The sequence below is a fragment of the Bacillus sp. JJ1773 genome (genome assembly GCF_036962035.1).
Classification (GTDB): domain Bacteria; phylum Bacillota; class Bacilli; order Bacillales; family Cytobacillaceae; genus Cytobacillus.
The window spans coordinates 14,975-27,001 of record NZ_JBALNX010000061.1 but is presented as its reverse complement, the minus strand read 5'-3'; the positions used below and the strand labels follow the sequence as shown (position 1 = coordinate 27,001).

At 37.9% G+C, this 12,027-nt stretch carries 16 protein-coding genes; 4 read left to right on the top strand and 12 right to left on the bottom strand.

Annotation, left to right across the window (positions count from 1 at the left end):
* Positions 1 to 42: 42 nt before the first annotated feature.
* Together V7127_RS18310 and V7127_RS18305 are read left to right on the top strand one after the other, a co-directional pair.
* Positions 43 to 555 (top strand): YjcG family protein, encoded by a 513-nt coding sequence (locus V7127_RS18310; RefSeq protein ID WP_335354045.1) that lies wholly within the window; start codon positions 43 to 45, stop codon positions 553 to 555.
* 9 nt (positions 556 to 564) lie between these two features.
* A complete protein-coding gene (locus V7127_RS18305) occupies positions 565 to 987 on the top strand; it encodes a GNAT family N-acetyltransferase (RefSeq protein ID WP_335345668.1) in 423 nt (140 codons plus the stop codon).
* Positions 988 to 1,036: 49 nt separating this feature from the next.
* On the opposite strand, the gene V7127_RS18300 is transcribed toward V7127_RS18305, so the two are convergent.
* Positions 1,037 to 1,300: a hypothetical protein gene (locus tag V7127_RS18300; RefSeq protein ID WP_335488442.1), complete on the bottom strand. Its 264-nt coding sequence runs from the start codon at positions 1,298 to 1,300 to the stop codon at positions 1,037 to 1,039.
* A 149-nt stretch (positions 1,301 to 1,449) separates the two neighbouring features.
* Here V7127_RS18300 and V7127_RS18295 point away from each other — a divergent pair, with 149 nt between their 5' ends.
* A complete protein-coding gene (locus tag V7127_RS18295; RefSeq protein ID WP_335488439.1) occupies positions 1,450 to 3,771 on the top strand; it encodes an ATP-dependent helicase in 2,322 nt (773 codons plus the stop codon).
* A gap of 57 nt (positions 3,772 to 3,828) precedes the next feature.
* On the opposite strand, the gene V7127_RS18290 is transcribed toward V7127_RS18295, so the two are convergent.
* From V7127_RS18290 to V7127_RS18255, 8 genes are all read right to left on the bottom strand, one after another.
* A complete protein-coding gene (locus tag V7127_RS18290; RefSeq protein WP_335345671.1) occupies positions 3,829 to 4,083 on the bottom strand; it encodes a stage VI sporulation protein F in 255 nt (84 codons plus the stop codon).
* A 108-nt stretch (positions 4,084 to 4,191) separates the two neighbouring features.
* Complete coding sequence (locus V7127_RS18285) at positions 4,192 to 4,317, bottom strand: YjcZ family sporulation protein (RefSeq protein WP_335345672.1); 126 nt, start codon at positions 4,315 to 4,317, stop codon at positions 4,192 to 4,194.
* Between the two features lie 106 nt (positions 4,318 to 4,423).
* On the bottom strand, positions 4,424 to 4,780 hold the full coding sequence (spoVAE, locus tag V7127_RS18280) for a stage V sporulation protein AE (RefSeq protein ID WP_066294855.1): 357 nt from the start codon (positions 4,778 to 4,780) through the stop codon (positions 4,424 to 4,426).
* A gap of 15 nt (positions 4,781 to 4,795) precedes the next feature.
* A complete protein-coding gene (spoVAD, locus tag V7127_RS18275) occupies positions 4,796 to 5,815 on the bottom strand; it encodes a stage V sporulation protein AD (protein WP_335345673.1) in 1,020 nt (339 codons plus the stop codon).
* Positions 5,815 to 6,291, bottom strand: coding sequence for a stage V sporulation protein AC (spoVAC, locus tag V7127_RS18270; protein WP_335345674.1), 477 nt, complete (start codon positions 6,289 to 6,291; stop codon positions 5,815 to 5,817). Before spoVAC ends, spoVAD begins: the two co-directional genes overlap by 1 nt.
* Before the next feature lie 13 nt (positions 6,292 to 6,304).
* Entirely contained in the window at positions 6,305 to 6,781 is a 477-nt protein-coding gene (locus tag V7127_RS18265) for a sporulation protein (protein WP_335354048.1), read from the bottom strand.
* Between the two features lie 366 nt (positions 6,782 to 7,147).
* On the bottom strand, positions 7,148 to 7,294 hold the full coding sequence (locus tag V7127_RS18260) for a hypothetical protein (protein ID WP_335488436.1): 147 nt from the start codon (positions 7,292 to 7,294) through the stop codon (positions 7,148 to 7,150).
* 143 nt (positions 7,295 to 7,437) lie between these two features.
* The gene (locus V7127_RS18255; protein ID WP_335345676.1) at positions 7,438 to 7,794 is read right to left on the bottom strand and encodes a DUF1360 domain-containing protein; all 357 of its coding nucleotides are present in this window, start codon (positions 7,792 to 7,794) and stop codon (positions 7,438 to 7,440) included.
* Positions 7,795 to 7,926: 132 nt separating this feature from the next.
* Here V7127_RS18255 and V7127_RS18250 point away from each other — a divergent pair, with 132 nt between their 5' ends.
* A complete protein-coding gene (locus V7127_RS18250; protein WP_335345677.1) occupies positions 7,927 to 8,526 on the top strand; it encodes a CotY/CotZ family spore coat protein in 600 nt (199 codons plus the stop codon).
* A gap of 52 nt (positions 8,527 to 8,578) precedes the next feature.
* Here the strand turns inward: V7127_RS18250 and V7127_RS18245 are convergent, their stop codons facing one another.
* The 3 genes from V7127_RS18245 to V7127_RS18235 all read right to left on the bottom strand — a co-directional run bounded on the left by V7127_RS18245 (position 8,579) and on the right by V7127_RS18235 (position 12,026).
* A complete protein-coding gene (locus tag V7127_RS18245; RefSeq protein WP_335488433.1) occupies positions 8,579 to 9,148 on the bottom strand; it encodes a CotO family spore coat protein in 570 nt (189 codons plus the stop codon).
* A gap of 142 nt (positions 9,149 to 9,290) precedes the next feature.
* Positions 9,291 to 10,061 carry an enoyl-ACP reductase FabI gene (gene fabI / locus V7127_RS18240; RefSeq protein WP_335345679.1) on the bottom strand — a complete coding sequence of 257 codons (771 nt, stop codon included), beginning with the start codon at positions 10,059 to 10,061 and terminating at the stop codon, positions 9,291 to 9,293.
* 102 nt (positions 10,062 to 10,163) lie between these two features.
* Complete coding sequence (locus tag V7127_RS18235; protein WP_335354050.1) at positions 10,164 to 12,026, bottom strand: monovalent cation:proton antiporter family protein; 1,863 nt, start codon at positions 12,024 to 12,026, stop codon at positions 10,164 to 10,166.
* Between the last annotated feature and the right edge of the window lies 1 nt (position 12,027).

The following is a 12,027-nucleotide window of genomic DNA, read 5'->3' as shown; positions in this document are numbered from 1 at the left end:
TTATTATATAATACATTAAAAATCTAATATGGAGGTCATGTGATGAAATTAGGTATTGTTATTTTTCCATCAAAAAAACTTCAGGACTTTGCGAATTCTTACCGAAAAAGGTATGATCCGAATTATTCCTTAATTCCTCCGCACATTACGCTAAAATCATCATTCGATGTACCAGAAAAAGATATGGATCAGCTTACAGTTACTTTAAACGAAATTTCAAACAACTATCAGCCTTTTAATATCCAATCGACAAAGTTTAGTTCTTTTAAACCTGTTAACAATGTTATCTATTTAAAAATAGAAGGATCAGAAGAGCTGAAAGAGCTTCAAAGCGAAATAAATGATAAAATTAATATCGAAAATTCCGATTATGCATTTGTTCCTCATATTACGGTTGGGCAGAACCTCTCTAATGATGAGCATTCAGATGTTTATGGCACGCTAAGAATGAACCAATTTAATTATGAGGACAGCGTTGACCGTTTCCACCTGTTGTATCAGCTAGAAAACGGATCATGGACTGTATACGAAACATTTCGACTTGGAAGGGAATAGGGAACTAGTATGATTGTAAAAGTCGTAGGAAATCATCAAGAATTACAGGATGCATTATCTGTTCGCAAAATTGTTTTTATTCAGGAACAGCAGGTTCCCGAAGAAGAAGAAATCGATCAGTATGATGACTTAGCCATTCATTTTGTTCAATATGACGGAGAATCTCCAATAGGTGCAGGCAGATTTCGAACAATTGATGGGATTGGGAAAGCTGAAAGAATTTGCGTCCTTAAAGACAAGCGAAAAACTGGTGCGGGAAAAATGATTATGCAGAAAATTGAGGAATATGCCAAAGAGCATGACATTCATTCTGTAAAGCTAAATGCCCAAACACATGCCATTCCTTTTTATAGCCGCTTAGGCTATGAAATAATCTCTGATGAGTTTTTAGATGCAGGCATCCCCCATCGGACAATGAAAAAAGATCTGTAAAAAAACTTCTGTCACCTTGACAGAAGTTTTTTTTCGTAAGTAACTACCACTAGGCAAAGTCACTGTAAAGAAGTCCCTTCCCTGTAATTTCTCCATATAATCTTTCCATTCGATCATTAGGCACTTTCTGATTTTTTCCTGATGTTTTTTTGTCAGTGGGGGTTAGCTCGTGTGAATGTTCTTTCTCTGAAGGATTGACTGAAGGCTTTATTCGATTAATAGGAACGAATCGATATGGGTCATACTTTTTGATACCCACTCTCTCCGCATATTGGCTAAATTGATAATGGTTAACTGGAATAATATACCCCATTTTTTCCTCCTTCTTTGTACAAACACTTTCTATAGAAATACGAAAATAGGTTTCTATTTATGACCATTTTCTTAAAAAACTTTCGAAGTCATATGCTTTTTTGTTATGATAGGGTTTGTCTAAACAAAGGCAAAGTTGAGGATTACTAGATGAAAACAGCGAAGTTTAATAATGCAATCATTGATTTGAATCATATGAACCGAGAATTATACCAATTTATTTATGAAAATGGCAAAAAGGGAAAGCTCCATTGCCCAGCTTGTGGTGATCCTGTTCGGTTCTACATAGGGATTGAAAAGGAACCTTTCTTTTATCATATACATAAGGAAGATAAGAAGTGTGGGGATCCTCCAACCCTCCTTATATCAAAACATAACGAACAACAAGAGTATAAGGAACAAAATGGATTTAGAATTCCAAAATCCCGATCCATAACAGCAGAAACTCCGGCAGGAAACACTTATAAAAAAGCACAGACATTGAAAATAAAAACTCCTTTTACTCCAGCCAAACGATATGAAATGAATGAATCATTTCATTATTTACATGATTTAAAAGAAGCTGGTGTCGTTCTTGATCATAATCAGGCTAAGGCTGTATCCCGTGTAAATGGACCGCTCCTTGTTCTTGCAGGAGCCGGCAGCGGAAAAACTCGGGTATTGACAGCAAGAACTGCTTTCATGATTACTGAGCATGGAATTGACCCAAAATCAATTATGCTCGTTACTTTTACAGCGAAAGCCGCTGCAGAAATGAAGAAAAGGCTCTTGACCTACCCAAGCATTGACCAACATAAAATTCAGCAAATTGTATCTGGCACCTTTCATAGTCTTTTCTATCGGATATTAGTCTTTCATTCTCCCCAGGAATGGTCTGCTTCTAAACTTTTAAGCAAGGGCTGGCAGCGGGACCAGCTTATAAAACAGGCTGGAAGAACCTTAAACATAGATGAGAAGGAATTCGCCTTTGATCTCGCTTTACAGCAAATTAGCTTTTGGAAAAATTCCATCATACCCGCGGATCAGGTTAGACCTGAATCTGCCTGGGAGGAACAGGTTGCTCTTCTTTATCAGCTTTATGAGCAAGAGAAAAGGAAAAATGAATGGTTTGATTTCGATGATATGCTGCTTGGATGTTATACATTATTTCAAAATGAACCGTCAATTCTAGCCAAGTACCAAAAGCGGTTTCAATACTTTTTAATTGATGAATTTCAAGACATTAATAAAATACAGTATGAATTAATTAAAATGATGTCAGCACAAACGCAAAATGTATGTGCAGTTGGGGATGATGACCAATCTATATATGCTTTTCGCGGCAGTAATCCCCAATACCTGCTAGATTTTGAAAAAGACTTTTCTACAGCAGAAATCGTCATATTAAGTCAAAATTACCGTTCTTCACATGAAATTGTATCTACTGCAAATGAAGTAATTTCACAAAATAAAAATCGCCATGTGAAGAAAATGCAAGCTCAAGTATCTGGAACAAATCCGCCAGTTGTTTTCTACCCTTATGATGAAGAAGAAGAAGCGACGGCAATTGTTACTGATATGCAGGAAAAAATAGCAGAAGGCTTTCAGCCAAGTGACATCGTTGTTTTATTCCGTACAAATACCGGAAGCCGCGCCATTTTTGAACGATTGACTAACTCCAGCCTTCCCTTCAGGATTGAAATGGATGCGGAGTCTTTTTATGACCGTTTTATCGTAAAAAGTATGCTGAGCTTTTTACAGCTGTCTATTATTGAAGATAATCAAGATGCGCTTAAGAATATTCTTCCGGCTCTTTTTGTAAAGCAAACAGCGATGAGGGATTTGATCGCAGAAAGTATTTTAAAAGATTGCTCCCTTCTTGAATGCCTGAAATATATAAAAACAGGTTTTTCTTTTCAAGAAAATAAATTGAAAAAGAGTGTAAAAGTGATCCGATCTTTATCACAAATGTCACCTGTTTCAGCAATTGAAGCCATTGAAAAGGAGCTCGGATTTCAAGACTTTGTTAAAAAGAGGGGCGCTGATGGCAATAAGATGGAGAAAGGCTCTGATGACCTTAAAGACCTTAAAGTTGCTGCAAGGAACTTTACTTCAATTGAGGATTTATTAAATCACGCAGACCATATGCGAGCTATGAATAAGGAAATGAAGGCTTTCAGCAAAAAAAATCAAAATGCTATTTCATTAAGCACGATACACCGAGCAAAAGGACTAGAGTATAAAGTCGTCTATATATTAGGGACCGTTGATGGAAATTTGCCTCATGATTATGCCTTAGAAGCATTTCGGAATGGAGATTCTTCCTCAATTGAAGAGGAGCGTCGACTTCTGTATGTAGCAATTACAAGAGCTATGGAATACTTGTACATTTCAATTCCCGAAAAAAGACGCGGAAAGCAGGCTGCCCCCTCAAGATTCCTTTCCGCTATTCCAAAGCAATCAATGGTAATGAAGGAATTTTCGCAACAATAAGAGAGACTGTCCTGTAAGGTGCCTGGCACCTTTTCTTTAGGACAGCCTTTTTTTTCTTTATTTTTTATTAATCATTTGTGAAATGGTGCCAAAATCAAGCTGTTTGCCATCTGTGATAATTGATTTTACAATTTTGTCCTCAGTTTCTTTATTTACTGGCCTATTTGCAATTTGCGACACCCTTCTAATGACACTTCTCACTGTTTTTTCATCTTTAAAATTTGCATTTTGTAATGAATTAGCTAATTCAAATACATCCTTCATATTAACGCCAGTTTTCTGCTCAATATTCTTAAACAAATTATTATCCATTTTTAGATTCACGCCCTTTCATAAACTACTTTATATACTATGAAATTGGGCGTAAAACGTGAAAAAAAAACAGGCTAATGGAAAACATCTACCTGTTTTTTAGAAGTATTATAAAAAGCTGGCACCAACAATAATTAATAAGATAAACAACACAACAATCAAGACGAAATTTGAGTGGAAGCCGCCACCAAAACCACATCCACCAAAGCCGCATCCTCCGAAACCAAAGCCCATATCCTTACACCTCACTTTATTTATTCTTTAACACAATATGAAATATGATGAAAAGGTGTGTGGGCAAGCTCCTATATTTGTCTTATGATTTTAAGAAATGGATTTTTTATCCTTTTGGCTTAAAGATAAGGGCCCCGATAAATCCGAATACGATAGCTGCGGAAATACCTGAACTTGTGACCTCAAACATTCCTGTTAATACGCCTACAAGGCCATGCTTCTCCGCTTCATTTAACGCCCCATGAACAAGTGAGTTCCCAAAGCTTGTAATGGGGATAGTTGCACCAGCACCAGCAAAATCAATTAATGGCTCATATAGACCAACACCATCTAGGATGGCTCCTATCACGACAAGAAGGCTTAAAGTATGTCCTGGTGTTAGTTTCGCAACATCAAATAATAATTGGCCAATCACACAAATAATTCCTCCAACGACAAAAGCCCAAAAAAACATTGGAAGCATCTGTATACCCCTCCTTCACTTGTTATCCATTTCGATTGAAACCGCATGTGCAATGCAGGGAATAGTCTCATTTTGCTGAAAGGTTAATGGTGACAAAAGTGCGCCAGTAGCCACAGCTAAAATTCTCCTATAAACACCCTGTTTCATTTGATTCAGCAAATGTCCATAAAGAACGGTTGCTGAACAGCCTGCTCCGCTCCCCCCGGAATTGACTGGCTGATAGTCTTTATATATAAGCAATCCACAATCTTGGAATTTATCCTTTTCAATTTTCAATCCAGCATTCGTCAATAACTCATGAGTTGCACTTTGCCCAATTTGTCCTAAATCTCCAGTTACAATTAAATCGTAGTATGATGGATCTAATTGTAAATCCTTGAAATGAGCTTTAATGGTTTCGGCAGCAGCAGGCGCCATCGCCCCCCCCATATTAAATGGGTCCGTGATTCCCATATCAACGACTTTGCCAATGGTTGCAGCAGTTGTATAGGGAAGATTTTCATTGCCTTCGTTTACTTTTACAAGGGCCATCCCTGCACCAGTAATCGTCCATTGAGCTGTAGGGGGCTTTTGTCCGCCGTATTCAGTGGGATATCTAAACTGTCTTTCTGCAGCCGCATTATGACTTGCTGCGCCTGTAAGTATATATTTGGCACCTTGATTATTAATGATAAATGAGGCGAGTGCTAAACCCTCCATAGAAGTAGAGCAAGCTCCGAATATTCCAAAATACGGAATTTGATTCGTTCTTGCACTAAAGCTTGTTGGGGTAATTTGATTAATTAAATCTCCCGCAATATAGAAGTGAACATCGTCTTCCTGCAGATTGCCCTTTTTTAAAGCTGCTTCGCAGGCTTCTTCAATTAGTACTCTGTGAGCCTTTTCATATGAATCCTGTCCCATCCATAAATCATCATGCAGAACATCGAAATCATTCGCAAGTTTACCATTTGCTTCAAATGGACCTCCTGATACACCGGTTGCCGCAATAATAGGACGATTCTGGAATACCCAAGATTGCTTCCCTCTAAGCATTACAAAACACCCCATTGAATTAATATCGTTTTAATTAAAGCAACAACAAATGCTGAAAAGACTCCGAATAAAATGACAGAGCCCGCTAGCTTAAACATGTTTCCCCCAACTCCAAGAACAAATCCTTCCGTTTTGTGTTCAATCGCTGCAGAAATAACTGCATTTCCAAACCCTGTTACAGGTACAGCAGTTCCCGCTCCACCGTATTGGGCAATATGATCGTAAACGCCGAAGCCTGTAAAAAGCATAGAAAGGAAAACCATCGTGGCAACAGTGGGATTTCCAGCTGTTTGCTCTGTAAAGTTGAAATAATATATATAGAAATACGTAATGGCCTGTCCAATTGCACAAATTACGCCGCCCACCCAGAAGGCTCTAAGGCAGTTTTTTAAGATGGGGCGTTTCAGCTCATGCTTTTGCTGCAATGTTTGATATTTTTGTTGCTCGGGTGTAAGTTTCTTCTGGTCCTTCCCCATAATATTCTCCTTTCTATGCCATTTCTTGTTTAAGCCTAATTATTTCTTGTAATTTTTGATTTGCTTTTTTATCTGTGAAATTCGGGTCTTTCATTCTTTCATTTAGCTTTATAGCTTCAAGGAAAATTTTATAATCACTGGAGACCGTGAATTTTTCGTCCTTGTATTTTTTCTCCAGCATATCCGACATTCTCTTCTCGATTTTTTTCATTTGAAACCGGTACATATGCTTTACCTTATAGGCTACTAGCGTATCCTTTTTTCCTTTTAAGACCGCAACATCATATATTTCTTTCATAGAACTGATGTCTTGTTTAATGCTTTCCACTAAATCAAGCTTTTCTTCCGTGTTGCTTTCAAGTAATGCCGGACTTGGATTTGTCGTTTTCACTAACGCCAGCTCACTCTTTTTCGGCTCGTCAGTCCCTATCCCACAGCCTGATAATCCTGCAGCAAATATGAACATAATAATGCAAAATTTTGTCCTCATAAATCTTCCCTTCCTTTTTCGTCCGTTATCACAAGCAGCTTCATAAATCAATTTCGCCTCGGCGAAATTGCGCCCAGATTTTTATCGAGCTGGCTCGATAATTTCCTCTAAAAAATCTGAGGCATCCGCCGGAGGCTTCACTTCATTCAGCCAGAGTTTGAACCCCGACTGAATTAGATGTTTTAGACAATCATCTCTGACTTATAGAAATAGAAGACTTTTTGCTGAATGAAGTGAAGCATTTCTTCATTTATTGTCCACGATTCATAGAAAATTTATGAATTTACAAACCACCAAATTATGTAAATAAAAAGCAACCTGAAGCCAGACATTAAAAAAACAGCCGGAATTTCCGACTGTGTGCAATTACTTTGTTTTTTTCGTTGTCTTCCCGCATCCACAACCTTTTTTCTTCTTTGTTGGTTGATTTGGTTGATTTGGTTGATTTGGTTGATTTGGTTGATTTGGTTGATTTGCTTGATTCTTTATTAGTACAGAACTTTTTTTATACATATTACTCTCACCCCTTATTAAGTTTCATTCTTATGGTTCATACTTGACCTTTCTTTACCCACATTTCGCTGGCATTTACTAGTTCCCTTCATATAATATATGAGCAACAGTTTAAGCTTGTGTAAATCAGCGGCCTATATTGGTTATTCATTTAGCATTTTTTGAACAATTGTTTCAATAATGGATGCCAGCCCTGCCACAGCAAGAATAATAAGGATAGGAATAGCTAATGACATAAAGTATATATACACAACACACACGAAAATAGATGTCCAAACACCCGTACACCAGTAGCAGCTTAGCAATTCACCGATAAATCCGCGAATGCCGCCTTTTTTCGGAGTAACATAAATATCAATGCCTCCAGCTTCATTTTTCTCCTCTAATTCATCAAAAAAAGGACTTCTTAAAAATTCAGTTATTTTGTCATAGACCAATAACCTAGTTAGTCTAAAGCTTGCCAGGGCTAGTATCAATAATTCCATTAAGGATAATTCCAAGCTATTTCCATCCTTTCGTAAAAAAATTGCCTATTTTTTAATAAAACAAGGCGTTTGTCCGTAACCCATAGGGCACTTCAGCAATATGTTATTAGTGTAGTATCACAAGAATCAAATAAGGAGGAAACTATAATGGGTTGTGGAAAAAAAGACGACAACTTCAAAAATCACAATCAGGGCTGTGTATGTGAAGTAGTCCGTGCGATAAAAGATATTCAAGAAAATGCAGAAGAAGAATGCCAATGCCCTTCCAACTGCTTTCTAGAACCGCTTGGAGCTATCTCACCTGCTGCAAAGGGAAGACCAATGCGCCCGGATACACGCGTTATTGTCCTTAGCACTGATGATGGAACACCTTTCCATGCTTTTTTCACCAATAATAGAACTAGAATGGGTATGGGTATGGGAAGAGATAGCAAAGACAAAGATCAAGCATGTGTCTCCATCTTCTTCAGGGTTGAAGATGTATTTGATAACTGCTGTGCAGTCCTTCGTGTCCTAGAACCGGTTAAAATGGAAAGCAAGGGAGATAAAGACCAACAAGGACAGAATCAAAATCAGCAAATGCAAAGATTTAAGCCAGTAAACCTTGTAAAAGATGGCGTCATTGACTTAAATGCAGTATGCGATGTTGACTTTTTCCGCAGTACAGGAGACTGCATTACAGTTGACCTTAGCTGCTTCTGTGCAGTCCAATGTATTGCTGACGTAGATTTAAATATTTGCGAATAACATTAATGAAAAAAGAAGCCAGTCGTTTAAAACGGCTGGCTATTTTTTTATGCTATTTTCTTAATCCAACCATTCGGATTTCTTTGATTGATTGAATATGAAGTTCTTTCGTTTTACCATCTAATAACTTGATTTCAATCATTTCCTCTGTTTTTCCAATCAATACCCCTCGAAAGCTGCTCGCATCCGTTTCAAACGTACAAGGGACGGGTGGAAGCTGTTTAGGAAAGTTCAATAAATAATTTAAACGTTCCTCGGTATTCATTGCTTTAAAGCTCTTAAGCCGTTTAAAAGATAGGCTCGGCATTTTTTTAATATGTGGCGTGAAAGGCTTATCCTCTTGTGTTTCTCTGTTTTCAGCTTCGAATTCCTCAATTATTTCTGTAGCCTTTGTACTTTCCTTCACTTCCTCATTCTGTACTTCACCAGAATCATGTAAGTGTGCAGGACTTCCCTCTTTCTCCTCCATTTCATCAGGTTCTAGTAAAGTATGAGACGAATGCGGGGTCACATCATTATCTTCTTTTTTGTTTGTGTAAACTTCCTGCATATTGGCCTTAGGGAATTGTATTGTTGGCTGCAAAATATGGAAAAAGGGTTCTTTCTCATTCTTTTTTAGCATGATTATCTACCTCCATAACAAATGGGTTCATTTATAAGTATGCAAATAATATGCTTTCGTTTCCATTTGGAGGGAAAAGGTGACGATATTATTGCTGTAGGCAAAAAGAAAAACCCGTTTCACATGGAAACGGGCTGTTATATTACAGGATATGAAAACCGGAATCAACGTGAATATTTTCACCAGTAATACCACGGGATAAATCACTAAAAAGGAATGCAGCCGTATCGCCAACCTCTTCAGGTGTAGTTGTTCTCCGTAGTGGAGATCGCTCTTCAATCTCCTTAAGGACTAAATTGAAATCACTTACCCCTTTTGCAGAAAGTGTCCTAATTGGACCTGCAGAAATAGAATTGACTCGAATACCGGCTTTACCAAGATCATTGGCTAAATATTTAACACTCGCATCAAGAGAAGCTTTCGCAACACCCATGACGTTATAGTTTTTGATTGCACGCTCACCGCCTAAATACGTTAAGGTAACGATGCTTCCTCCCTCAGTCATTAAATCCTTCGCAACCTTCGCTACAGCAGTTAAAGAGTAGGAACTAATGTTGTGTGCCAGTAAAAATCCGTCTCTCGTAGTATTCATGTAATCGCCTTGAAGCTCCTCTTTGTTAGCAAAAGCAATACAATGTGCAAGTCCGTGAATTGTGCCAACTTGCTCTTTAATTTCTGCGAAGCATTTGTCAATATCCTGATCATTTGTTACGTCACAAGGCAAAACAAGGGAATTTGCCCCCTCAAGGGATTCAGCTAACTCACGAACACTTCCCTCCAGGCGTTCACCCGCATAAGTAAAAATTAATCGGGCGCCTGCATTATGAAGGGATCTAGCAATCCCCCATGCGATACTGCGCTTATTTGCTACACCCATGACAACAAAGGTTTTTCCATTTAAAGAAAGAGTCATTCTTTCCAGCCCCCTAAGTATTGTTACATGTTATTAGTACCTAGTACTAATTTTACTATAATATTTAGAAAAAGGAAAGAAAGGAGTTGAAAATGATTCTATTCAGCACCATTCACAAAATTCAAGCTCCCGTTTTAAATCATCGACATATTTTTTTGTTCCAGTCACAATTAAACGATCGTTTATATGGAGCTCCGTTTCCCCATGTGGAACAATGGAATCAAGTCCCCTAAAAATCCTCACAATAATGACATCCCCCGTAAAAGGAAACTCTCTTAAAGTCATGCCATTAAATTGTTCATTAAGCATTTCGATTTCATACAATGCATTTTCCTGATTTGTTAATATATCCATAACACTTGGTGTTTCGATTAATGCTCTTAGCAAGGTTTTTTGTGACAATAATACTGAAAAAACTTCGATGTTATGCTCCTTCATACTTTCTTGAAGGTCGGGGCTTTCAAGTCGGCATATGACCCGCTCCACTCCCTGTTCCTTAACGGCAATGGCAAGTGTAGCATTTAATTCCTCATCTCCAGTTGAGATTACAACAATATCTGATTGTAAAACATTCTGCTCTTCTAGCGTTTCAATTAAATAGTTGTCTAGTTCCACAATATCGAATAAGGAATCCGCTAAATTTTTATCTGCCTTCTCTCGTTTTTTATGATAAAGGGTCGTCTTATAATGGCTTGAATGAAGTTCCCGATATACTGGGAGTGTCAGTTGATTTGCACCGATAAATGCCACTGTTAATGATTTTTGAGTATTTGCTTCCCTTGGGAATAATTTTTTAAAGACAACAGGGGTAAATACACTCGTAATAACAGCAACTAAGATTAATGTTCCGCTCATTTCGGCCGTAATAACACCAATTCTCTCGCCAATCGTTGCAGAGGCAATAACTAATGATAAAGTCGATGTCAAAAGAAAACCTGAAGCCATAACCGTTTTCATATCATACCATCTCTTTAATAAGTAGACAGGTACAAGCTTCGAAACTAGCAAGGCAATAAGCAAGAGAGGTATTAGCAAGAGCATTTTTTCATCGCTCAATAATGACCAAATGTTTAGATCAACACCGACCATTACGAAAAATATTGGAATTAAAAAGCCATAACCGAAAGAGTCAAGCTTATGAATCATTTCCTGATTAGGAGCTAGCAAGGATACAAGCACGCCTGCAAGGAAGGCGCCGAGAATATTCTCTGCCCCCACTGATTCAGATAATGCAACGAGCAGGATGATTAAGGTGAATACAGCTCTCGTGCCTATTTGAACAGTCCCAGTCGACATAGCCTCGAAAAAATTTCCGTTTTTGAATCGTCTTCCAATAAAATATAAGAGGACTCCTGCAGCAAAAAGAATAAGCAATAACCACACATTGCCTTCTCCGCCATCATAAAGAGAAACAAATACGGCTAGTAAAATCATTGTGACTAGGTCAGCAATAACAGCAACCAATAGAATAATTTGGCCTATGCCAGTCTTCATGAGATGAGCTTCCTTTAAAGTTGGGACGACAACACCTAATGAAATAGTAGAGATAATTAAGGTCATCAAAAAAGCATTTTCAATAAATCCGGCTATTACAAATAAATAGGAAAGCCCCAATGAAACAAGAAATATCCCAGCAAATATAATAAACGATGCAGAAAATGAGTTCGGCTCTAATTTACCGCTTGGCAGCTTTTCCCGCTTCTTATTACTAGAGAATGCAGTAAAGTCAATTTCTAGGCCGCTAAGAAACATTAGAAAAATAAAGCCAAGTGTTGAAAGCGTTTCAAGCCACATATCTGGCTGAACAAGATTAAAGCCGCTTTTCCCAATCAAAAGCCCCATCAAAATTTCCGCAACGACAACGGGTATGAAATGGATCTTTAACCGATGCAATAATATCGGTGTTAGGAAAGCTATTACGATCACAATGACCAAAGAAGCTAACGAAACACCATGTTCTTCCATC